26 protein-coding genes are annotated in these 22,979 nt (G+C 56.1%); 6 read left to right on the plus strand and 20 right to left on the minus strand.

All coding sequences use genetic code 11. The features are described from left to right. Nucleotides 1-22: 22 nt before the first annotated feature. Nucleotides 23-361 carry a twin-arginine translocation signal domain-containing protein gene (locus P186_RS03390; protein WP_148682676.1) on the plus strand — a complete coding sequence of 113 codons (339 nt, stop codon included), beginning with the start codon at nt 23-25 and terminating at the stop codon, nt 359-361. 63 nt (nt 362-424) lie between these two features. Further along, nucleotides 425-1,375, plus strand: coding sequence for an FAD-dependent oxidoreductase (locus P186_RS03395; RefSeq protein ID WP_237179451.1), 951 nt, complete (start codon nt 425-427; stop codon nt 1,373-1,375). A gap of 23 nt (nt 1,376-1,398) precedes the next feature. On the opposite strand, the gene P186_RS14210 is transcribed toward P186_RS03395, so the two are convergent. Together P186_RS14210 and P186_RS03400 are read right to left on the minus strand one after the other, a co-directional pair. Next, a complete protein-coding gene (locus tag P186_RS14210) occupies nt 1,399-1,593 on the minus strand; it encodes a hypothetical protein (RefSeq protein ID WP_237179452.1) in 195 nt (64 codons plus the stop codon). Further along, nucleotides 1,590-2,000, minus strand: coding sequence for a c-type cytochrome (locus P186_RS03400; RefSeq protein WP_237179453.1), 411 nt, complete (start codon nt 1,998-2,000; stop codon nt 1,590-1,592). Before P186_RS03400 ends, P186_RS14210 begins: the two co-directional genes overlap by 4 nt. 87 nt (nt 2,001-2,087) lie before the next feature. On the opposite strand from P186_RS03400, the gene P186_RS03405 reads away from it, so the two are divergent. Next, on the plus strand, nt 2,088-3,716 hold the full coding sequence (locus P186_RS03405) for a cytochrome D1 domain-containing protein (RefSeq protein WP_014288005.1): 1,629 nt from the start codon (nt 2,088-2,090) through the stop codon (nt 3,714-3,716). Then, complete coding sequence (locus P186_RS03410) at nt 3,707-4,285, plus strand: SAM-dependent methyltransferase (RefSeq protein ID WP_014288006.1); 579 nt, start codon at nt 3,707-3,709, stop codon at nt 4,283-4,285. The genes P186_RS03405 and P186_RS03410 overlap by 10 nt, the downstream gene beginning before the upstream one ends. Here the strand turns inward: P186_RS03410 and P186_RS03415 are convergent. Together P186_RS03415 and P186_RS03420 are read right to left on the minus strand one after the other, a co-directional pair. Further along, entirely contained in the window at nt 4,265-5,398 is a 1,134-nt protein-coding gene (locus P186_RS03415; protein WP_014288007.1) for a hypothetical protein, read from the minus strand. The two genes, P186_RS03410 and P186_RS03415, sit on opposite strands and share 21 nt — an antisense overlap. Then, complete coding sequence (locus tag P186_RS03420) at nt 5,395-6,180, minus strand: ZIP family metal transporter (RefSeq protein ID WP_148682678.1); 786 nt, start codon at nt 6,178-6,180, stop codon at nt 5,395-5,397. Before P186_RS03420 ends, P186_RS03415 begins: the two co-directional genes overlap by 4 nt. A 164-nt stretch (nt 6,181-6,344) precedes the next feature. On the opposite strand from P186_RS03420, the gene P186_RS03425 reads away from it, so the two are divergent. Next, nucleotides 6,345-7,160: a respiratory chain protein gene (locus P186_RS03425; protein WP_148682679.1), complete on the plus strand. Its 816-nt coding sequence runs from the start codon at nt 6,345-6,347 to the stop codon at nt 7,158-7,160. Between the two features lie 33 nt (nt 7,161-7,193). Here P186_RS03425 and P186_RS03430 read toward each other — a convergent pair whose 3' ends face one another. The 16 genes from P186_RS03430 to cyoE all read right to left on the minus strand — a co-directional run bounded on the left by P186_RS03430 (nt 7,194) and on the right by cyoE (nt 22,319). Further along, complete coding sequence (locus tag P186_RS03430; RefSeq protein ID WP_014288010.1) at nt 7,194-7,583, minus strand: PIN domain-containing protein; 390 nt, start codon at nt 7,581-7,583, stop codon at nt 7,194-7,196. Further along, the gene (locus P186_RS03435) at nt 7,550-7,816 is read right to left on the minus strand and encodes a hypothetical protein (protein ID WP_148682680.1); all 267 of its coding nucleotides are present in this window, start codon (nt 7,814-7,816) and stop codon (nt 7,550-7,552) included. Before P186_RS03435 ends, P186_RS03430 begins: the two co-directional genes overlap by 34 nt. 30 nt (nt 7,817-7,846) lie before the next feature. Then, nucleotides 7,847-9,163: a hypothetical protein gene (locus P186_RS03440; protein ID WP_148682681.1), complete on the minus strand. Its 1,317-nt coding sequence runs from the start codon at nt 9,161-9,163 to the stop codon at nt 7,847-7,849. 2 nt (nt 9,164-9,165) lie between these two features. Continuing rightward, nucleotides 9,166-9,804, minus strand: a complete 639-nt coding sequence (locus tag P186_RS03445; protein ID WP_014288013.1) for an SCO family protein — start codon at nt 9,802-9,804, stop codon at nt 9,166-9,168. Nucleotides 9,805-9,831: 27 nt separating this feature from the next. After that, nucleotides 9,832-11,499: a cbb3-type cytochrome c oxidase subunit I gene (locus P186_RS03450; RefSeq protein WP_014288014.1), complete on the minus strand. Its 1,668-nt coding sequence runs from the start codon at nt 11,497-11,499 to the stop codon at nt 9,832-9,834. 95 nt (nt 11,500-11,594) lie between these two features. After that, nucleotides 11,595-12,107 (minus strand): cupredoxin domain-containing protein, encoded by a 513-nt coding sequence (locus P186_RS03455; RefSeq protein ID WP_014288015.1) that lies wholly within the window; start codon nt 12,105-12,107, stop codon nt 11,595-11,597. A gap of 1 nt (nt 12,108) precedes the next feature. Next, a complete protein-coding gene (locus tag P186_RS03460) occupies nt 12,109-12,228 on the minus strand; it encodes a cytochrome c oxidase subunit 2A (RefSeq protein ID WP_237179454.1) in 120 nt (39 codons plus the stop codon). Nucleotides 12,229-12,360: 132 nt separating this feature from the next. Continuing rightward, nucleotides 12,361-12,939: an SCO family protein gene (locus P186_RS03465; RefSeq protein WP_014288017.1), complete on the minus strand. Its 579-nt coding sequence runs from the start codon at nt 12,937-12,939 to the stop codon at nt 12,361-12,363. After that, nucleotides 12,936-13,757 carry an ABC transporter permease gene (locus tag P186_RS03470; protein ID WP_014288018.1) on the minus strand — a complete coding sequence of 274 codons (822 nt, stop codon included), beginning with the start codon at nt 13,755-13,757 and terminating at the stop codon, nt 12,936-12,938. Before P186_RS03470 ends, P186_RS03465 begins: the two co-directional genes overlap by 4 nt. Then, nucleotides 13,750-14,406, minus strand: coding sequence for an ABC transporter ATP-binding protein (locus P186_RS03475; protein ID WP_014288019.1), 657 nt, complete (start codon nt 14,404-14,406; stop codon nt 13,750-13,752). Before P186_RS03475 ends, P186_RS03470 begins: the two co-directional genes overlap by 8 nt. Further along, the gene (locus P186_RS03480) at nt 14,391-15,710 is read right to left on the minus strand and encodes a NosD domain-containing protein (RefSeq protein ID WP_014288020.1); all 1,320 of its coding nucleotides are present in this window, start codon (nt 15,708-15,710) and stop codon (nt 14,391-14,393) included. The genes P186_RS03475 and P186_RS03480 overlap by 16 nt, the downstream gene beginning before the upstream one ends. Continuing rightward, on the minus strand, nt 15,707-16,264 hold the full coding sequence (locus tag P186_RS03485; protein WP_014288021.1) for a hypothetical protein: 558 nt from the start codon (nt 16,262-16,264) through the stop codon (nt 15,707-15,709). Before P186_RS03485 ends, P186_RS03480 begins: the two co-directional genes overlap by 4 nt. Beyond that, the gene (gene nosZ / locus P186_RS03490) at nt 16,261-18,387 is read right to left on the minus strand and encodes a Sec-dependent nitrous-oxide reductase (protein WP_014288022.1); all 2,127 of its coding nucleotides are present in this window, start codon (nt 18,385-18,387) and stop codon (nt 16,261-16,263) included. The genes P186_RS03485 and nosZ overlap by 4 nt, the downstream gene beginning before the upstream one ends. A gap of 73 nt (nt 18,388-18,460) precedes the next feature. Further along, the gene (locus P186_RS03495) at nt 18,461-19,150 is read right to left on the minus strand and encodes a nitrous oxide reductase accessory protein NosL (protein ID WP_014288023.1); all 690 of its coding nucleotides are present in this window, start codon (nt 19,148-19,150) and stop codon (nt 18,461-18,463) included. Nucleotides 19,151-19,230: 80 nt separating this feature from the next. Then, a complete protein-coding gene (locus P186_RS03500) occupies nt 19,231-21,399 on the minus strand; it encodes a nitric-oxide reductase large subunit (protein WP_014288024.1) in 2,169 nt (722 codons plus the stop codon). Between the two features lie 83 nt (nt 21,400-21,482). Further along, nucleotides 21,483-22,319: a heme o synthase gene (gene cyoE, locus P186_RS03505; RefSeq protein WP_148682682.1), complete on the minus strand. Its 837-nt coding sequence runs from the start codon at nt 22,317-22,319 to the stop codon at nt 21,483-21,485. Between the two features lie 85 nt (nt 22,320-22,404). Between cyoE and P186_RS03510 the strand changes: the two genes are divergently transcribed. Beyond that, the gene (locus tag P186_RS03510; RefSeq protein ID WP_237179455.1) at nt 22,405-22,977 is read left to right on the plus strand and encodes a hypothetical protein; all 573 of its coding nucleotides are present in this window, start codon (nt 22,405-22,407) and stop codon (nt 22,975-22,977) included. The last annotated feature ends 2 nt before the right edge of the window (nt 22,978-22,979 follow it).

The raw sequence follows: 22,979 nt of genomic DNA on the forward strand, positions 1-22,979 counted from the left end.
AAGTAGATTAACATTTGTTACTATGTCTGACTCAACGAGACAGTCAACTAGGCGGGAATTTCTCGGCGCCGCGGTTGGCGGCGTTATAGGTTTAGCGTTGGGTCTAGGCGTGGGTTCTATGAAGTCTACAGTCATCACCACAGTTACGAAAACAGAAACTGTGACAAAGACAGAAACCCCGGCCCAGCAACAGACGTGGCAGATCCCCTTAAAAGGTAACTATATTAAATTCGGCGAGGGCGGCAAGAAGCGTGTGGTGGTAATCGGCGGGGGGCCCGCCGGCGTGTCTTTTAGAACTAGACTACTAGCCATAGCGCCAAACGCAGTAGACATCCTACTTATCGACAAAAATGTATACTGAGTATCGGTGCCGGCACATACAGAAATTGCGCAAGGAGAGGCCACATTTGAGGGGCACATAGGTGTGATAAACTCGCTAGAAGGGCCTGGCGTGAGGGTTTTAAACGCAGAGGTGGGGTGGGTAGACCCCGACAATAGAATAGTATACACAAAGATAGGGGCTGTGCAATACGACTACCTATTCATAGGCACAGGTATGGTATTTGCAGACTGGGAAATACCGGGATTAGCCAAGGCGCCTAACTACTCTATTTACTACGGCAAGACGGCCTTGGCCTATTACGACGCTACCGAGAGGTTGAAAAAGGGCACTATTGTGATAGGCATCCCCCAGGCGCCGTATAAGTGCGGACCCGCACCTTTCGAAACCGCGTCCATGACTTACGAGCGTCTTAAAAAGAAGGGCGCCGACTTTAAAATTATAATACTAGACGCAAATCAACGCCCAGCCCCGGGACCCGACACGCGTAGAAAAATATTCCTCGACTTCATAAATAAGACAAATGGAGTTATTGAATACCACTCCTCAGAATACGTTAAGAGCGTCGACCCAGTAAACAAGACGTTGGAAAGTACAAAGGGAGAAGTGTATAAATGGGATATCCTAATGATAATAGGGCCTACCCACGCGCCCGATTGGCTAATTGCCACCGGTCTCGCAAAAAGGTTTGTAGATGTAGATAGGAGAACTTTTAGACATGTGAAGTATGACGACATCTTTGCGGCAGGCGATGCACAAGGGTTCACGAACTACGGATACGCAGTAGGTAGCGGCCAAGTAGCCGCCGAATCCCTTGCCAGAGCTCTTGGATATGAAGTCAAAGACCCAACTAGGGTAATTTCAAACGAGAACTATAACAACCTCTACGAGGGAAGCTATGTACACATAAAACTCCGAGTCCCAGTGGGAGGACAAGAAGAGGGTGTCGCCGAGCTTGTCCAGGGCAACACATATAAGAGCGTACGGCTAGGCTGGATAAAAGGAACTGTGTCTATATATCCCACACGCTTCTAACTTTTTTATAAAAATTTAAAAAATTAAGATTTTGCCAGTGCCATTTTGAACATTTCCACTATGGCCGGCACGTACTCGGTGGCCCATTTGTCTCCAAGAGACTTCTTAAACTGCTCTACTTGGGCCGACATAGTTGGGGCCAGCTCCTTGTCGCCCTCAACGAGAAACTTCGCCACGAGCTGAGCCGCCTTGTCTAGATCAGCCGAGGGGTTTGTCAATCCATTTTTTCAAAATACTTCATCATTATCGGCCCCCCCGCGGTGCCCTTCTCAACGCCTACGCTCCCAAGCAGAACTTTGCTGAGATCTGGCCCTATGTTGCCCCCCACCTCAATCCCCGCGCCCTTCACAGTGTGGCACGCGTTGCAGGCCAGCTCCTTGAAGTACTGAACCCCCTTCTGAGCCAGCTGCTCGTTGTAGCTAATCTTTATCTGCTGGGTGGTTGCCGACGTTGTGGCGGTGCCAGTGACGGGGGTGCGGGTGACGGTGACGGGTGATTCTGTTATTGTTGTTGTTATGGTTTGGGTTTTCTGGACAACCTGCACCCCTGGGTTGTAGGTGAACGCCAAGGCCCCTATAATAAGGCCAACCACGGCCACTACCGCGTATAGAGCCCCCCGATCCATGGCTCGGCCCGTCTCGTTGTGAGATAAACATTTTGGTTAAGCTGGTTACCAGAAATACACATATACAAATGGGGTGTGTGTACACCAATGACGGAGAAGACAGGCCGGAGGGACCTCCTAAAGGCGGCCGCGGCGGCTGGTGTCGGCTTCGCTGTGGGTAGCTGGGCCCTGGCGCTGTCGCGGGGGAAGGCGGTTGTGGAGGTGACTTCGCAGGCGGTTCAGGAGGTGCGGGTTAAGCCTCAGGTGGAGATACAGCCCCAGGTGGTGCAACAGCCAGCGCAACAGACGGGGCCCACGGCGCCGCCCCACCCCGCCTTCCAGAAGAGAGGTCTCGCCTTTCTAGATCCCAACACTATACAGAACACGCTGAGAGTCCTCGTCCCCGAGGACCAGCTCCCTAGCAAGCCGGTTGGGTATAACATAAACGACTTGGATTGGATAGCTATAATGATTGAGAGTAGATACCACGAGCCAGGTGTGGAGATGGTAGGCTCCTACACCTTCCTCGACATGAAAAACTTCAAGGTGTTAAAGAGGGTGAAAAACGCGGGGGACCGCGTACACGTGGTAAGGTTCGGGAGGGAGGAGTGGCCAGAACACAAGAGAAGATTCGCCTTGGGCATGTCGAGGGACTGCTGGCTGTCGAAGATAGATCTCTACACCATGCAGGTGGTGAGGCAGATAAAAATCGGCGTCGACTGCAGAAGCGCAGCCTTCGACAAAGACGGGAAGTACATAATCGCCGGTAGCAAAGACCCGGGCCACGCGGTGATTCTCGACGCAGATACCTTCAAAGTGTTGAAGGTCATACCGTTTATAGGACCCTCCAAGTTCTTCCCAACGCCTATGATGGGGAGGCAGGGGGCCATACTCACCACAGACCTAGGCTACTGGCTTGTCAACGTCAAGGACGCTGAGATGGTGCTGGTGATCGACTACAGATCGCCCGACTTCCCAATTGTCCACGTCTTCACAAGCTACGACCAAAACGCCAAGGGCCGCTCTGTGAAGGTTCAGATTGGCGACAAGACTTACGACGTCACTGGCATCGGCAAGAGCCCCCACGAGCTTAATAAACTCGACAAGGAAGGGCGCTACGTAGCAGTCACGGGGCAGGAGAGCAACACGATAACCATACTAGACATGAAAAGCTTCGAAATTGTAAACGTAGTGCCGTGCGGCTTGAAGCCTCACCCAGGCCCCGGAACCCTGGTGCCCGGTAAATACTTCTTAACCAACGCCATTGGCGAGGGCAAGATTACAGTAATCAACCTGCAGACCATGGACTTGGAGAAGTACATCACATACCCCTCCGAATTCCCGGCGAACACCGGCGGGGGGCTTTATTCCACGCCTCCGTTGCCTGACGGGACTATACCGAAGGGCTTGGCATGGTTCGACACCACGTTTAACATAAACAAGGGCGTGTTTGCCGTGGATATACACCTGCTCGACGTCGCCACGAAGCCGCCGAAGCCCGCGATATTCGCGGAGAATAAGCCTGGCAAGTGGGCCATGCACCCGGGCTACACGCCTGACGGCAGGTATGTAATTAGCGCCTTGGAGAGGACAGACACTGTTTATAAAGTCGACGTGGAGACCGGCGAAGTCGTCGGCACAATTAGACTAAAGGAAATTGAAAAAGTGCAGTTGCTTGAGGAGCCCTCGCCAACCGGCATATTCCCCGCCTGGCGCATAAAGGCGCCGTGGTTCTAGGCAAGGTTTTCGTAGTAGGCGCCGGGCCTGGGGACCCCGACTTAATAACTCTAAAAGGTTTTTTCCTCCTCTTAACCGCAGACGTAGTCGTGGCGGGTTCCCTCGTCCCCGACCAGCTACTCGACGTCGTGAAGGACAAGGTTATCTACAGGGAGAGGCTTACCAAGGAGAGGCACGAGGAGGCTGTGGAGGCCGCGCTGAGGGCGGCGCGGGAGGGGAAGACCGTCGTCTTTTTGAAAAACGGCGACCCCGTCCTCTACGGCAGGGGGCTGGAGATATGCCGCCGGGCGGAGGAGGAGGGCATACCGTGCGAAATCGTGCCAGGCGTCACCTCCGTCACGGCCGCCGCGGCTAAATATAAAATACCCATTGGCGAGAGCGGGAGGCCGATACTCCTCAAAACTGGAAGATCAGACGGCGCGGAGCCAGACGTCGTGGTGCTGATGCCAGAAGACGCGGCGGAGGGCCTCGTGGTGGAGAACCTCTACGGCCCCGGAGAGAAGATATACCAGGGGAGGCCTAGGGGCAGGCCTGCCATTGTCTTCAGCCTAAGCAGAGAGCTTCATTAACCGCCTCTGTGTATAGAGGAGGAACGCCACCACCGCTATCCCAACTAGCGGCCCGCTGAGGAGCGCCAGAGCCCCGGCGGCCGAGAGGGCGTACAGCGCCCTGGCCGCGAGGCCTGCGTTTAGCAAGATGTACGTCGCCAGCTCCAGCACCGGCGCGCCGCCGCCTCTCCCCACCTTCACAACTACTCTCTGCTGCGTCTGCGTCATCAACATGTCGATGAGGACGACGTCCACTCCAAACACTATGTTGAAGATAAAGCCCAGAGCCACTGCGTGCACCGCCACGTCCCACCAGAGGCCCGGGCCGCCCACCACCAGCAAAACTCCGGCGGCCATTAGCCACAGGTAGGCACTCCAGATCTTGACATAGGAAAAGAGCCTCCCGCGCCTCGCGTATCTGGCCACCCCAGAGAACATTACCGACAGCGCCCCGCTGACTATCAGCAACACGCCGGCGGGCCTCACGTGGCCGAAAACCCACAAGGCGAAGGAAACCACGAGAGCCGCGTATGCCGCGGCGCCTAGGTAGGGCCTCGACGGTCTGACGCCTGTGACGAGGGCGATGTCCCGCGCCATAATTGCGTAGATCATCCCCACGGGGAAGAACAGCGCCGCCACGCCCCAGCTCCCCCCGAGAAAAACTGCCGTGATAAACAACAGCGCGGAAACAGGCAGAGTGGCGACGACGAGGTGGTTGGAGACGGGGGGTCTAAAGCCCACCTTGGAGGGCTTTAGATATACCTCCCCTGAGTATAGAGCCAGCACGGCGAGCATCGCCACGTAGATCAAAGCCGCGGCTGCCAGCAACCCGCCAATGGCTGTGAACACCAGCGCCCACAGGAGGGCGGCGTACAGCGCCAACAGCGGCCGCCCCGCCTGCCTCCCAGCCCACTCCAGGGAGAGGACGTTTAGAAGCTCGTTGCCTATCAACGCGCCGAAGAACCCGGCCACCATCAACACGTAGTGCTGAGGTATCTGCAACTTGAGGGGGAACGACGCACCTGCCCAGCTCCACATAATCCCAACCCCGCCGAGGCCGCCAAGCACAAGTGAGATCAGGCCCGGTGCCATCACGGGGAGCACCCTCCTCGGCGTGAAAACCTCCACCGTCATGCGACGGCGAAGAGTACTATGCTCTCGGTGGAGAAGGCCAGGGCGACGCCCGCCACCAGTGACGTCCAGAACTTGTAGCTAGTTAAGCCGCCCAGCCTCGACAAGGCGCCGAGGTTTACGTGGAGGAGCGCGTAGACGATAGAGGCGTTGGCGATTGTATTCAACGTGGAGATGAACAGCTCGTTGCCTAGGCCTGTGTAGTATATGGCGGCTCCCGGTATCACAGGCAGACCTGCGAGTAGCGACAGCCCCGTGATGTACGCAAGAGAGGGCTTGGCGTTTCTATCTCCCAGCAGTGGGCCCACAATGGCGAAGCCCTCAGTGGCGTTGTGAACAGCGAAGCCAACCGTGAACAAAACAGCGGAGGCTACGGCGCCGGCGAGGAGACTGGCCGCGATGGCGAACCCCTCACCCACGTTATGGATACCGAGCGCCAGAGCCACAATCAGAGCCGAGGCGAGGGACGGCGAAAGCCCCGCCTTGTGGCCCATACGCTCAGCCTTCGCCAGTAAGATAAAGGTGGCAATGAAGGCCACAGTAGTTACAAGAGACGACACCAGAAAGTCGAGTAGCGTATCGGGCCTCGCCAGCTTCTCCACATGTTCAGCCGCGGCGTGCCCCGTCTCGAGCGCCAGATAGGCGAGTACGCCGCCTGCGACAGCCTGCAAAACCCCCATGCGTTGCGGACTCATCCTCTCCCTCGCTTTATACATCACCCACGCCCCTATTAACACAGTTATTCCCGCCAAAAAACCATACCAGAGTGGTAGGAGATGTTCCATGGAAATACTTTCCACTTCCATATTTAAACATTAACATTGTTAATGGTGTTAACTAGAAACAGTTTTTAAGAGAAAATTAATGTAAAGACACAGCACCCGCTACCCAACACATTCGGCTGGGTATTTCCGGGAAATGCATTAATATATACGAGGGTAGGGGGGTGATGTCGACGGGGGTTTTGAAAAAGGCGCCGTTTCTTGCCTACCTCCTGGTGCTGTGGACAACCTTCACTGGCGCCCTCACGGCGGGTCTAGGCCAGGGCTTCGACCTCGGCACCGAGTGGCCCGGCGCGCTATACAGACTACTCGCCGCGGTGGCGGCGGGTAGCTTCGAGCCAATACACAGATTTTCAACTGTGCTGGCCGGCGCCGCCGTAGTCATAGCCTTTTTAAAAAATAGGAAGTCTATATACGGAGCCGCGGCTCTGGCCGCTCTCGTGGCCACCGCCCTCACAGGCAGAGTCGTTCTTCTAGCACTCGGCGGAGAGGTGCCGAAGCCGCTGGCCTACCTAGTATACCCCATAAACAACTTAGCCGCCTTCGCCACCGCCTTCTTCCTCCTAATGCTTGCAGTGCCGGAAATGCCGCAGTGGAGGCGGAGAATCCTCCTTAGAGGCGCGGCGTTTTGGTCGGTGGTTGCGAGCCTAACAGGCGCCTATATACTAGGAGTCCATAAAATCGACAGATCGCCGTTTATGTACAGCCTGTCGCTCGACCCAGGCTCGGCGCCTCTGCTCCTCCACATAGCCGCGGGAGGCCTCGCCGCGGCTCTCACAGCGGCGGCGTCGGTGGGCGGTAGGGGGCTGTGGAGGCCCGTGCTGGCGGGCGCCTCGCTCCTCCAGGCGGCGACGGGACTCGCCATGTACCTAGGCGCCACCGCGAATACCTGGGCCCCCGGGCCCCAGACAGCCCTCCACGCAGTCCTCGCCCACCTAATGGCCACCACCACACTAGTCGCCTATCTTAAAAGCCGCGGGTAGTACAGACTGCCCAGCCGCGCCCTTCTCCCGGCCTTAAATTATCACGCTCTTCACCTCCGGCAACCTCTCCCAGTCCCTATCCCTAGTCAACATCACGGCGTCCAGCCTCAGAGCCGCGGCGGAAATCAGAGCGTCGCCTGGGTTCACACCCCTCTCCAGCACCCAGCGGGTGGCCGCGGCGACGTCCTGGATAGACAAGTCATCCACCAGCCTCAGCCCCACCTCCTCCATCAAGAGGGGTAGCAGTTTTATAAGCCTCAGATACCCCTCCCTCCTAGCCCCCGAGGAGGAGTCCGCCGACCTCTTAGCCCACACCAGGTATTCAAGCACGGCTACAGAAGTGACGTACCTCTCTCTACACTGGAGCACAGAGTCAAGCCTCTTAGAGACTAAGACCGACGTGTCGACGACACACCTCTCCATAACTCCTCCTCGACTAGCCTCTCCACCTCCTCAGGCGCAGGCTCCCCCACCACGTCTAGAAGCTTGTAGTAAGCGTCTAAAACAGCCCTAATCCCCTCAGACCTCACCCGCTCGGCCAGCTCTCTGTCTGGCGTTATGAAAAACCCGCCGCCGACCTTCACCACATACAGCCTCCTCCCGGCGTACTCCCTCCCGATGACAATACGCCCCCTCCCGTCGACCTTCCTCAACACATCCCACACCCCCGACCCACTATATAAAACTTACGCCCCCCGCCTTAGTCTAGTAAAAAGCAACGCCGCCTGCAGGGCGGCCACCACGGCCAGCAACGCCATGGCCCACGTGGCCGCTGGCACCGGCCTGAAGCCGATATACCAAGCGTCGTCTACCTCAGACGAGGCGGGCTTTAGGCAGGTGGAGTTCCCAGCCGCCGCCGCGTACAGAGCCTCGACGCGGGGGACTCTGCCCTCTGCGGCGGCGGGCCCGACGTACAGCACGTGGTCCAGCACAGGTATGTACGACACGGAGTACGCTGGGGCCTCCCCAAGCGCCTCCCTAGGCCCGTAGACGAGGCTCGCCGCAACGCCCGCGCCGTCCAGCCTTATGCGAAGCACAGCCTCCACCCCCCGAGGAAGATCGCAGTTGCCGTAGCGCACTGCACCTCCCAAAAACTTGTAGTCAACGCCGAGGAGCGCGACTGTGGACGGGTACGGCGGGTCGAGTAAAGTCCACACAGAGGTTCCTGGCTCCGCAATCACGAATTTGGTATACGTGGGGTTCGCCCAGTAGGGCCCCCCCACTGCGATTAGGCCCAGGGCGGCGAAGGCAGAGGCGTGCACGATCCTCCACGCGGGGGGCCTGGGGGCGGTTGTGGCGGCGGCGGCAGAGAGAAAAAAGGCGTAGGCCAAGGCGGGCATCAACACGTTGGTAAGAGCCGTACTTTCGGGATAGAACCTCGCCCCGAGGATATACGCGCCGATGGACCCCGCCAACGCCGCCGAGATAGTCAACGGGAGGTAGCGCCTCCTCAAATAGGCCAAGAAAGCCGCGGCGCCCCCCAGAGCCGCGGCGCCTACGAGAGGCCCGTATATATCCAAAAAGACGTTGCCCACGTGGCCAAGCACAGCCGCCGCACCGAAGGCCAGTAACGCCAGCAACTGCGCCGCGGCGCCAGCGGCCCCCAGCACAGTCGCCGGCGGCCTCCACCTAGACAGCTCGTAAAACGCCACCCCCAGAGGCAGGACGCTGGCTAACACGCCGGCATCGCCAGCCGCGGCCAAAACCGCCAAGCCCGGCCAGAAAAACCGGCGAGAGATGTGGGCCGCCGACCAAGCCGCGGCCCAGCCAGCGGCGAGGGCGATGTCCAGCCGCGACCAGCCCCAGGGGTCCCCCAAGGCGAAGCCGCTCACGAGGCGGCTCAAGACGCCGGCGGTGAAAAGCATAAGACCCAGCCGAGGCCAGAACCCAACCGCCCAGCCCCCCAAAACCATAAGCACTAAGCTAGGGCCGGCGGCCCCCCTGAGGCTTATAACAGCCAGGGAGGAGTAGAGCAGGGTCCAGACTAGCGCCCTCCTATCCACGTTCAGCAATCCCTGTTTATTATCTTCTGGATGTACCTAGCCAGGTCGTCGGGTTTAGGTAGTCCCTTGACCACGCCCAGCACCTTGCCCTCTCTAACCACCACAAACAACACGTCGTGGGCGATGTATCCCTGTTGCACCACTCTAGTCACGCCGTAGGCCCTCCACACTTTTTCAAGAACGTCGGCTGGCCCCGTGACGAAAGTCCAGTTGTACCTATTCCCCTGGGAGTAGTGGAAAAGCCTAGTCGGCGTGTCCCTCTCGGGGTCTAGACTAACCTCGACAACCACCACCCCCCTCAGCGCGGGCAGAGTGGCGTTCAGCACCAGGTTAATGTAGGGGCATACATCCGGGCAGTAGGTATAGGCAAAGGTGATCACCACGGGGCGGCTCCACACACTGCTAAGCGTAAACGTCTTGTTGAACTGGTCCACCAGCGTGAAGTCGTACGCCGGGGGCTCCCGGCCCGGCTGGTAGCACACCGGAACAATCCGCTGTGAGATGCCGCTATGTATCTTAAACACATCGTCAAGTTCCGGCGCGCCGCTCTGGGAGAGGCCGAGAAGTTGCGCTATGTAGGGGAAGGCCAGCAGAGCGGCGAATGGCAGGAATGCCACTACCACCACCCAGAAAAAACGCATAAGGAAAAAAGGGAAATTTCTATAAATTTATTTAAGCGGGCCCTGCGGCGGCGCCGGCGACAGACCCTGGCTGTACACCTCAATGGCGGGGAGGCTGTAGGATATGAGTATAAGCACCACGCCTACAATCAATATCAGCTTTAGGTTCTTCTCAAACCACGAGGCGGGGCCGGGCTCCGGCGAGATCTTGACCTCACCCTCAAAGGCAACCCTCTTGCCGAACAACACGCTGAAGAACAGAGTCCCCAAAAACAAAGCGCCGCCCAGCCAGAACATCAAAGCGCCGGACATAGCCACAGAGGCGGCGGACTTCATTAGATCGAGGAGGTGGGCCGTGACCTGCACTCCGTTTAAGTACGGCGGGGCGTAGGTCCTCCTCGGCTCGCCGGCCAAGCCGCTCAAGTAGCCCCCGACGCTGAAAAGCATTATGCCCACAAACCAGAGGACAAAGGCCGCCTTGACGGTTTTCATCGAAACTATCTGCCTTCCGTAGAGAAGCGGGATCAGCACCAGGCTGGCCGTCAAGAACGACAGCGCGACGCCCGAGCCCACGGTGGTGTGGAAGTGACCAGGTATCCACATGGTGTTGTGCACCACGTAATTAATCTGGAACGAGGCGTTGATCACGCCGGAGAAGCCGCCGGTGCCAAATATAATGATGGCTAGGGCAAGCCCAGTAAAAACGGGGTCCTTAAACCACGGCAGAGCAGTCACCCACCCAAACAAGCCCTTCCCACCCCGGGCCCTGCCCGCCCTTTCTAGAGTCGCTATTAGGTTAAACGCAGTGAGGAAGCTCGGCACGGCCACGAAGTAAGTCAAAGTGGCGTGGAGGTACTTAAACACGGGGTGCACCCCGGGGTCTACGTACTGGTGGTGCAGGCCCACGGGCGTGGAGAATATCATATACAGCACAAAAGCCACCTTAGCCATAGTCTTGCTAAACACCTCTGTGCCTAAGACCCTCGGCAGGAGCGTGTACCACAGAGTCACCGCGGGCAGAAGCCAGAAGTAGACCAGCGGGTGGCCGAAGTACCAGAACCACAGCCTAGCCTCCAGCACGTCCACCGGCATCCCGGCTAGTGACATGGGCACCAGCAGGAACAACACCTCGTAAGCCAGCGGAGGCGTGGCGTAGAGCCAAATCACAAGTGTAGTTATGACGCCCCACACGCCGAGGGGTATCTCCTTATCGGGGTTTGCCTTCTTCCAGCGGTAGATGCCGTGGAAGACGACAGCCGCAAAAATCCAGCTAGCCACAACGACGACGGCCAGCCCGAGGTAGAACAAGACGTTGGCGTTAAGCGGCGGGTAGAAGGTATACAGCACAGTGGCCTGGCCGAGCAGTATCGGCACAGCCGCCACAAGCGTGCCGCCGATGGCCATCATACACGCAAGCCTCAGCAGAGGCCCGTGCAGGTTTATATTCATGTCGCGGGTAACTACAAACACGGCGAGGCCCATTATGAAAAACGCAGTGAACAATATGGCGTTCGCGACGCCGTGGAGCGTCAAGCCGGTGTAGTACAGCTCGGGGGTGATAACCTTGTCAAGCCCAAGAGCGTGGAGCAGTCCCGGAAATCTTGTAAGCGCCTGCACCAGCCCGAACAAACTCCCAAGCGCCAGCATTACAAAGCTAAACAGTATTGCCACCCTCGCGAAGCGGTCCTCCACCGCAAATTTGGGAGTTGTAGCCATATATAGAAAGAATTAGTGAGTTTAAAAATTTTTCTCTAGAAAAACTTTACAAAGAATAAAGTATATACATGCAGAAAAAAGGAGAGAGTTTACTACTACTTCCTTATCTCTAGGATTGCGTACATGTTCTGGTGACCCGCGCCGCAGTACTCGTTACATATGATGAGGTAGTTGCCAGGCGCCATGTTGCTAGGCACCTTCCATGTAATCTCTGCGATATACCCCGGAAACACCATAACATTGACGTTGGTACCCGCGATCTCAAATCCGTGTATCACATCCGTCGACGTAATTCTGAACTTAACCTCCTTGGGATCTGTCAACACAATCCTGTTCGGTAGCCACGTAAACCTCATAGCCAACACATTTACGTAGTAGCGCCCGTCTTGACACACCACCACGTTGTTAACTATCTGCTTCACATTTGGATTTACACAGTCGACACCTGGCTTCAGCTCCTGGGCGGCCTTCTGGGCCGGTATCCTCTCCACAGTGTAGGGTGTCGTTAGGCCAAGCCCCCACGCGGCGTAGGCAAGCGCCGCGAGGAAAACAACAGTGAGGCCGAGGACGAAGAAGGCCCAGATCTTCTCTTCTCTGTGCACCGTCATACTACCCCACAATCCCCCTGCTTAGCGCTATTGCATATATCACAAACCACAAGACTGCAAACACAGCGCCGTATATCAACATCGTTACTAAAGCCCCCCTACCAGCCTCTTCCTTCTGCATAGAAACAAGAATCAAAAGCATTTTTATCTTTTTCTCAAATTTATTTTAATTACAACATTTGAAAGAATTCTATATCAATGGTAAATTCAATATATTTTTGTTTAAATAACTGAAAAAATGTGCAAATATCAACTACTTTACACCCAGTAGCGACAAGACTTTCACCAGCGCATCATTAGAGGGCACCCCGTCGATACGCGCCATTATCCTACCTGTCGGCGTTATCAAGTAGACTCTCACATCATGAGCTATATACTGCGCCTTTGGGTCGTATCTCACAGTTATATTGTAGCTACGCCACGCCCGCTCTACACCGTCCCTAGGGCCGATAAGCCACCTAAACGGGAGGCCTAACTTTTCAGTATATTCACGCGCCCTATCAGCGGTGTCTGTATCTGGACTTACCGTGACTACCCAAACCTCAAGCTTTGAAAGAAGCTGGGGATATTTCTGAAGCGTCTGGTTAATCCTCACTACCGTTATATAACCAACGTCGGGACACCCCGTGTAGCTAAAAGTAAGCAGTATGTATTTGGAAAGATTCCTCAGGTCTGCGGCTCGGCCGTACTGGTCGTAAAGCTGAAATGTCGGCGCCGGGGGGCCCCCTTCGCCGTATATAGCAACTGGCAGATTCTCCGCCCTACTCATGAGGTTGATAAGCACGATTATTACAATAATTAAAACGGCGGTGATTAGCAATACTGATCTCATATGTCAGCTCTTGAAAATATGTAAATGGCCAGTACAATCGAGGCGAAGCCCCACGCCGCTAGAGAAATAGTAGATAAGAGCCATATGTATGGGCCGTAGGCCGCGGCGAAGTATACGCCGCCCTGCCCTAGGTAGATGAGGTTTGGATCTAGAGTCTGGACGTACATGAGCCTAGCCGCCTCAACTGGGTTGGCGAGGGCGGTGGCCGCCAGCTGAGTCCAGCTGAGTCTCCACACCACGTCTATATACGTAATCACCATTTGGTAGAGCGTGGTGAAGAAAAACCAAATGGCTATGGCGGAGAGAATAGCGTCGAACCTACTTCTCGACGCTACAGAAATCAACATGCCTATCGACGTGGTGGAGAATAGATACACGGTCGCTATCGCCACAAATTTGAGATATGTTATCAACTCAACTGGGGTAAGTACTGTGGAGATGAAGAGAGCAGCTATGCCGAAGCCCGCCGCTGTGCTCAACACCACCGCGACGAGAATTGAGATATATTTTCCAATGAGGTATTCACGCCGCGACACTGGCTGAGACAAAACACGTGCGAGGAACCCCCTCTCTTTCTCAGAAACAATCGAGAGAGCGGCTAGAGACAGCGAAACTAAGCCGCTGATGAGAAGAACGAAGTTTATTAAAGACGCCGAGATTGGGCCTATACCAGTCAACCCCAGTTCTCTAAAACCCAAAAGGCCCAGATATGCGAGACCTAGCCCAAGAGGTACGAAGCTAAGCACATACCCAACAACAGCTCTGCTACTCACAATCTTGGCGATGTCATACTTAACTATTATACTAATTTTAGACATACTTCACAATATCCTCTGGGTTTTCTAATACTGCAACAAGTCTGCCGTTTTTTAAAACAGCCACCTTGTCGATGGCTTTTAAAAACGGCTCGTAGTCATGTGAAGATATCACCACAGTCTTTCCCTCTCCTCTAACCTCCTTAATTGTATCTATAAACGCGGCCCGGGCCTTGACGTCGAGGTCGTTCAGAGGCTCGTCGAAAAACAGCACCTCGGGCTCCCCGAGGAACGCCAGGGCTATGCTCAGCATCCTCCTCATACCCCCAGACAGCTCCTCCACCCTCGCCTCCGCCTTTTCGGAGAGGCCTATCCCCTCCAGCACCTTCAAGACGTCAACCCTGACGCCTCTGAGCTCGGCGAAGTACTCAACGACGCGCCTCACCCTCCAGCCGGGCTCAAATCCCAAGTCCTGGGGGGAGTACCCCACCACCTCTCTAATAGCGGCGGGGTCGCGCCTCCCCATCACCTCGACGTAGCCGGCGCACCTCGCCAGCCCCAAGACGCATTTGAAAAAGGTGGTCTTCCCAGACCCCATGGGGCCGAAGAGAAGCCAAGTCTCCCCCCTGGCAATTTCGAGAGATAAACTGTCTAGAGCTGTGAAACTACCGTAGTGTTTTGTTAGGCCCCTGGCGATCACCGCCTTGTCCATACGCTCATAGCAACGTAGGGAGCGGCGAGCAAGACGGCGGCGACGAGCCAAATAGGCGATATCCCAACGGCGGATTCTCGCAGAGGTTGCGCCCTTCTTGGCGACTCGTCGACGAAAGTAACCTTGGCGTATGTGGGGAGGGATACCCCCATGTACCTCATAACGGCGTACGAGGGGCCAAAAGCATAGAACCTGATGGAGAGATATACATCAGATACGTCGGAGAGAGGGGAGGCGTAGACATAGGGCTGGTTACCGTCGCCAACGTAGTCGCTCCAGAAATTCCCGTAAAACCTAGCCTTTACTCTCCGCGCGCCGCCCGACGCCGCCAGCTGCACCATGTTGTCAAGGAAGATATTTCCAGTAAAATTACCGCCCGAGTAGATGTCGAAGACCGCGCCATAGTAGTTAAAGCCTATGGTGTTGTTATACACCACGAAATACGTATCGCCCCGCCACGGGGTGTACCTCACATTTAGCCCATAGATGTGGTAGAAAATTTTGTTACCACGAATGTCTACATTGTCACACTCTATCAAGGTAATTCCCTCACTTACGTAAACACCCCTATTCTTTGCAATGAAATTATTCTCAACGTCCAGGTTCTGTGAATACATTAGCAGAACCCCGACGAGATTATGCATGAATGTATTGCCAATAACCCTCACCCTCCGTGAATACATAGAATGGACACCGTACCTGCCATACATTACAGTGTTCCCTTTAATAGTGACGTCGGTGGAGTGCTCCAGATAGACGCCGTCCTTTGAGTAGAGAAGGCGAGACTTCTCCACCACGGCGGAGCTGTTAAATACGTAGACAGCGTGCCCCCTATCTTCAAAACCAGTGACGTGGTAACCCCCCTCATGCATCAACCTCTGGAAAGTCTCATTAGTAGCCCTCACCAAACCCAAGCCTATTACAGTTATGTTGCTTAGATACGCCCGGCTCCTGATAAGGTAAATCCCGTTGTAGGACATATTCACAACCACGTTGACTAAAGCTACGTCGCTGTTGTAAACCTTAATCCCAGCGTCCTCCGGCAACGTGCCCGAATTCCACACAGCCACACCGATTATAGTGACCCGGGTGTTGTTTATCACAACCACGTCGCCCACGCCGGCCCCGTCAATAACCGGCATTCCAATGCCGATAATCGTCAGAGGCTTGTTAATCACAAGCCTCTCGCGGTAGTGGCCAGAGGGTATATATACAGTGGAGTTGGGAGGCGCCGAGTCTATCATGTTCTGTACATAGCCCGCCACTAGGAAAAACGCCAGAAACGTTAGGAGGAAAAACCTCACTTTAAAAACTTCTCGATCCTCCTATTTATACCTGGGGCGGTGATTACTACGGCGACCCACGCCAGCCAGTAGCTGACGTCGTAATACGCAACTCTGTAGATATTAGCCACCTTGTCGCTACCCATAACCAACGGCGGCACGTACCCCGCCTTCACAGGCGCCATAGGATCCCTAGTGTTTAGATACTTGTCTAGGAAATACCAGTGATACGCCACGAAACCCACCAATACCGCCACGGCCAGTAACCAGAAGACCAGCCCCAGACGGCTGTTTCTCTTAATCCACGCAAGCGCCACAAAGACGGCGAGGAGCGCCCACACCGCGGGTACGAATTTTAACTCAATCATCTTCTCGGGCTCCAGCTTACCAATCCCCACGTAGTGGTTCATGATATTGACCTCGAAGACGGGGCCCGCTACAGTTCCTGTTGGATATACAGATATGGAGAACCAAGTGTGTCCATACATGGGCGCATTAAACCAAATAGTCCAGACTGGAAAGGCGTAGCCTATCAAAACCAGGGCGAGGGGAACGATAAAAAAGTATTTTTTCATGCCGGCTCGATCTCCAGAAAGCCCATCATTTCTAGGTGGAGAGGCGAACAGAACTCGAGGCAGTAGTACGTGTAGACGCCTGGGTGAGTCGCCTCAAATTCTATACCTACGGTCTCGCCTGGATTTATAGAAACTTGGATGCCGTATTCGGGGATGCCAAAGTCGTGTGTGGCGTCTCTCACCTTCTCAACGTTGGTGATGTGGAGCCTAATTATATCTCCCTGTTTGGCTCTTATAACCCAAGGCCTAATAGTGCTTCTAATAACCGTCATCCACACCTCGGTAACCCAGCGGCCGTCCTCCTGTTTTCTCTCAATACGCTCCTGGCCAAGCTCGATGGCGTGCGGGTGCTTCTTGAAGGTAAACATATCGGTCCCCGGCGGATATACGTCGATAGCCTTAATCTTCTCAGCCCTGATAATCTTGGCGTAGTGCGGCTCGCCGAGACCTATCGGCATATCATATACAACTTTCATCTTCTCTCCCGTTATGTCTATAAGCTGGAAGTTCTGCGGCAGTAGTGGGCCAACCAATCTAAACCTGTCGACAGACCACTTATTTAAAGCCACGAGCCACTTACCGACAGGGTCGGGACTATCACTCTCCGGTATAGCTATATGGCCGACGTTGTACTGGATATCTACCTTATCCACTACTGTCCACGGCTTGTCGCCAGTGTAGTCAGGCGGCCCCAAGTTATATTTAGTCACTTTGTTGTCAATAAACAAGCTGACGTAGCCATGTCCTCTCCCGTCGAATTCGTTGTGCAGGGGTCCTAGGCCCACCTCTACCTGGGCCGCCATGGCGTCTTCAAGCCTAATAATGGGGACGCCGTAGTCATCTGTGCCGGCAAACTTCTTGTCGGCAATAGCCGTCTTGATTTTCTCAACGTCGTAGGCTGTAACCATCGGCGACAGCTTCCCGCCGATTATGTTGTATCTGCCGCTTGGCGTAATGTCGTTGCCGTGGGGGCTCTTGGGCTCAGGTATGAAGTACAGAATGCCCTCCTTCACAGCGGTCTCGAGCCTAATCACCTTAATTCCGTTAATCTCCTGGTACTTCCCCTGACGTATTAAATCCTCCGCCTTTCTCCACAACACCACGTGCAGATAATCGTATTCGTTCTTACCCCACCACACCTCAGGCGGCACCTTGCCGTCGAGTAAATCTGTGGTAACGAGCTCCGTGCCGAAGGAGTTGCAGAAGGCGAGGCCGTCAGAGGGGCCCCAGCCCACGGAGGCCAAGTCTTGTACGTAGGGAGGTAGCTCAATTTGGAAGCTCCTTGAGAAGTCCCACCGCATGTTCTCCCTATCGAAGTAGAGAAACGTCATGGCGCCTCTAAAGTAGTTTTTGTAGTTCTCAGCAGTGAGCTTTACATACGTCTTCCCGGGTTTGTAGCCGCCCTTCTGGGGATCCCAGGGAGTGGGGTACTGGCTCACATAGACGACGTACTCAGTATTGGGCGTCGTAAAGGCGCCGCCGTGTATAGTCTGCACGTTTGGGATCTTAATTATGTCCTTCGTCTTGAAGTCTTTTAGACTTATAGCCGCCGCCTGTCCCCCCAGCTTGTCGCCTATAAAAGCCCACTCGCCGACGTACTTCGCGTCGCGTCTGTCAAAATCAGGGTGGTGGGTGTCGCCTCCGAAAAATATCTTGGGGGGCACTGCCTCCTTAAGCCTTCTGAATATCTCCATACTACCCCTCTCCCCGTATCCCCAGCCTTGCCAAGGCTCCGGCGTGTTGACACCAATAACCTTCAAGATACGCATAGAAGGTATGGCGATGACTAAAACCTGGCCACTGTGGCCGCCGGAGGAAATCATTATAAACTCGTCCAGCTCAGGTCTCCCCGGGGGGACAAAGGTTTTCAAAGCCGCGCGGGCGTCGTCGGGCGTCAGCCCCCTCTCTTTGAGAATATCATCAAAACCCGTGGCCGGGGCGGGCGCCGCCCCCGGCCTAGCAATGGAGCCCGCCAGGTAGCCTACTGCTCCCCCCACGGCGAGCCCGGCGATGCCGGCGAGGAGAGTTCTTCTATCAATCTTAAAGGGGTTATAGCCAGGCTTAGCGCCGCCCTGCGCACGTATATAAACACCACCATTGCGGAATCTCACACTTTTATCCATGACACCCTCTTTGCCGTGTCGAGATAAACCCTGTGGTTAATCAGATTTCCAAAAAATATATAAATGAGAGGTTTCAGCCCCCGTGCTGGTGCATCGCCATTCCGCCTCTACACCAGTTGGGCCGGGGCATACCCCTCTCCTGCATGACTTGGCGGTAGAGCTGGAGCATCTGGCTGTAGGTGTAGACTGTGCTGTTCATCTCCTTGGCGTGGTTGGGGTCTTTGAAGGCTAGTACGCAGTCGCCCATGGGGGTCTTCATGTCCTGCCTAATGACGTAGTAGGCCTTCTCAGCCTCGACGTACTCCCCCGTGTGGAAGTCGGGGACAAATACCTTCTCAACTTTCACAAGGCGCTTGACGTCCTCCGGCGGGTACCTCTGGAGAGCCCGCCACTTCTCCGGGGGCAAAAGCGCCATGCGGAATATGCACCCAATGTCGTCTGTCCTAACCGTGTGGCCTCCCTCCAGCACCACCAAGGCGGCGAATCTGGTGTCGTTTATTAACATATTACAAAAAACGCAACGGCTCCAATACGTCCCGTTTCTCAGCAACGCCTCAAGAGTCGACGGTCCAGTCGGCGTGACGGTCTGCACAACCGTGGTGGTCACTGTGGTTGGGATTGTGGAGGTTGCTGTTGTGGTTACCGTGGCGGTCTTGGTGACCGTGGCCGTGGACGCGGCCCCGCCGGCGCCGCCGAGGTAGCCCGCCGCGGCTCCTATTATTAAGCCAATTACTAAACCCACGGCGAGCATCTTTACGTCCATGTTGTGGGGTCTTCCCATCTTTTAATAATCTTGTGGTACAGATAAGGAGGGGAAAAAGGGGTGTGTGTACTAGGGCTGGGCTATTGGGGCTTCAGCGCCTTGGGCAGTCCTCTTATCATGCATAGGAGGAATACGGCTATGCCGGCCCCCGCCACGACGTCGCCAATCATCCTCAGCCACACGTATGTGTGGATGTCCGGACGCATCCAGAAGGCAGGCGTGCCGTCGGGGGCGAAGATGGCTTTGGAGGCCCAGTAGCCGAGTTGTTGAGTGGCGGCGAATTGGTTGGTCATGAGGAGCATGAGGGAGAGGAGCACCTGTAGGTAGAAGCCGGCGGCCATGACCACAACGGCGAGTCTAAGCCTCCTCAGCTGCGCCGCGCCGAATGCCCCGGCCAAGGCGAAGGCCACTGTCCACATCAACATGGTGGGGGCGCCGTAGGCCAGCGGCATGGCTAGGTGGGCGTGCACCATGGTAGCCTGGCTGCCGTGGGTGTAGTAGTTTACCACCGGCATGTTTATCAGCCCAGCTCCGAAGGCCACGACGCCGACGGCGCCGCCGAAGGCCGCCACTAGGACGAACGTGAGGAGGGTCTTCTGAAGCTCCGTCTTGTACTCCCCCCTCTTCCACAGCACTAAGGCGTATGCGATGAGGAAGCCGATGGGGAGCACCTCGAGGGTGGACATGACGGCGCCGACGTACATCCAGAGGGTGGGCTGCCCGCCCCAGTAGTAGTGGTGGGCCGTGCCGATCATGCCGGTCACAATCTCAAGAGTGGCGTCCAGCCCGGCGGCCGCCACCGCCATCTTTGGCGGAACCATGCCGGCTATCACAAGTAGGATGAGGAGTATGGGGATGACGATGGCCGGCCAGAAGCCCTCCACAAACGAGTGGATTATTATCCAGCGGAAGTACTCGTCTATTGTGAAGTGCCACCACGGCGTTGCTACGGGCAGGGCGCCCATGAAGGCGCCGAAGGCTGTGCCCGCCAGCGCGATGGAGAGGATCTTGACGAGTGGCTGTATGGGCTCTGGCGAGGTCTTTGACGCCCTCCACACGGTGATGGAGAGGTAGGACAGCAAGGCGGCTATTAGCAATAGCCACAGAGTGCCTTGGCTGATCACCGGCCTCCCCTGGGACCCTACTATAAACCAGAGCGGATCTGGCAGTAGCTGTAGGTAAGACGACCATATGCCAAGGAGTATCCCAAGGGCGGTGAAGGCGCCGGCGCCTAAAATTGCAAGCACCTTGCCTCTGGATAGCTTCACTCCCAGATACGGCAGGACAAACAAGGCGAATGAGACCCACGATACTGCTATCCACAATATTGCCAGATTGTAGTGGAGCGCCCTAGCGACATTGAAGGGCAGTATGTTATTTATGCCTGAAATTCCATATAGTGAAGAGGGCTCTGTATATTTGTGCATAAGGTAGCCCCCGAGAAGGCCTTGGATAGACAGGCCGAGCACCGCCAGGACGAAGCCTAGAAGGGCCAGCCTCTGCTCCGCCGTGGGGGGCGGCAACTCGACTGTTATGCGGGGCTCCCTCCAGTAGTCAATAAACTTGATTATTATCCAGCCGGCGAGGGGCATTATGACAAGGAGCAACACGAAGAAGGTTACCCAGGTAGACACGGTGACGTGGACGTTTGGGCCGAGAATGCCGGGCATGTAGGGGAAGCCGTTGGTGTAGTTAGCCATGGCGGCCATGACTCCCCAGGTGAAGAAAGACACTATCTTCCTTACGTGTTCGGGGTCTGTGATTAGGTTGGGCTTTAGGCCGATCTCCTCGGCCCTGGGGCCGAAGAGCTGTCTGTAGAACTCCACCGCTTGTCTATAGGCGGCGCCGAACTCATCGCTCACGACAGCCGTGCCGGCGGCGGGGGAGAAGAGGGAGGAGGCCCTCGCGGAGAGCTCCGGCGTCATGAGGCGCTTGATCTCAGGGGCGAGGGTGGTCCCCCTAAGCTGGCCGATTTTGTCAACATAAAACTTCATGGTGTAGGCGGTGTAGTCTATGCCGAAGTAGCCGCCGAAGCCCAGGAATGAGCCGTAGTCAAGCAGTCCGTACCTCTGCGCCAGCACCTTCCCCTCTATCACATCCTGCGCGGTGAATAGAAGCTGGCCGCTCTTAGTCACGACGCGCTCCGGTATCGGGGGGAGGTTGTAAAAAGTCCAGACGGCCATGGCGATGTACACCACATACACCAAAACCGTGGCGGCCAGGACTAGGTAGGTCCACCCGTTTTTCATAGGTGTAGCTCACAGCGCCGTGAGAAAATGTTTCTGGTTAACCAGAGAAACCAGAGGGCTCCTCTGGCCGCCCCTCTCCGCCTCTAGCGTATAAGCAAGGCTAGGAGGAAGAAGGTGAGGATTGGGCTCGACATCTTGTACATCTTCCACATCGAGGCGTCGTCTCTCCTCTTGAGGACCAGGAGGCTTGAGTAGAGCGACATGGCGGCGCCCAGAGCCACCAGCGGCAGGCCCGTGCCGAGCCCGACGAAGGCCAGGTACAGCACGACGGCGTATATGGCGCTTGCGATGTTCATAGAGGTTATGACTAGCTGAGACGTGCCCAGGCTCGCCACGGTGGGCAGCATGGGGACGCCAGCCTTGATGTAGTCATCTCTGTATCTATACGCGAGGGCCCATATGTGGGCCGGGATCCAGAGATAGATGGCGAAGGAGAGCAGAACAGCCGGTAGATCCACGTAGCCCCTCCCCAGGGCGTATCCACCGAGGAACGTGGCGTTTCCGGCGAAGCCGCCCGCCAGTACGTTTAGCCAGCTCCTCCTCTTGAGCCAGATGGTGTACACCACGGCGTAGAAAAACCACCCAAGCGCTGTGAAGAAGGCGACGAGGGGGGTGAGGAGGATAAAGGCCAGCGCGACGCCCGCCGCCGACAGGGCGAGGGAGTAGATAAGGGCGGCTCTCGGGTCGACGAGGCCGCGGGGCAGGGGCCTCTTGGCTGTGCGGGTCATCTTCGCATCTATGTCTCTCTCCCAGTAGTGGTTGAAGGCGGCGGCGCCTCCCGTGGACAGCGTCGCGGCTGTAAGCAACCACAACAGCTTCTGCATGTCCACCGCGGGGGTTGCGTATATGTACCCCGCCGCGCTTGCGAGTATGAGTAGCCAGATTACCCGCGGCTTTAGTAAAACAAGATAGGGCGACATGTCAATGTAAATAAATTGGCATTTTAAATCTTGGTGGAAACATGATTGACGGAAATGGCTATAACGCGCCGTGTAGAGTGGACACATGTCCGCGGCTCTGTTTGGAGTAGTCGCCGCCGCCTCGCTGGGCGGCGGGCTGTATCTGCTGTGGCTGTTCGCCAGGTGGAGGCAGTTGTGCGACCTCTTCGTTTCGCTGGGGCTTGTGGTTCTGGCGGCGCTGTCTATCCTACTGGCGGTGCAGGGGCTGGAGGCTTTGAAGTCGCCGCTGGCGGCTCCGCTCGGCGCCTTGGTGCCGCTACTCATATCTCTAGGTGTTGTAAAAGTGGCGGCGCCTAGGTACTGGAAGTGGTACGGCGTCTTTGCCGTGGTGGGGCTGGTGGTAATTGCGGCTTTTAGGCCGGCTGTGCCCGTCATCCACGCCGTGGCTGGCCTCGTGATTTTCCTCCTCCCCATCTACGCAGTGCTTAAAAAAAGCCGCGCCGGTTCACTTCATAGGCGTCGCGGTGGGCGGCGTGTTGATAGGAGTGGGCAGCCTGGCGCTAGCCTCGGCGATAATGGCGCGGCCTATACTGCCTCTGGAGCTTGTGGTGGCTCTACTGCCGTGGATACTCCTGCTCATGGCTGTCTTCTATGTATACGGCTTCGCCGCCGGGGTTAGGA

This window comes from Pyrobaculum ferrireducens, assembly GCF_000234805.1.
Taxonomy (GTDB): domain Archaea; phylum Thermoproteota; class Thermoprotei; order Thermoproteales; family Thermoproteaceae; genus Pyrobaculum; species Pyrobaculum ferrireducens.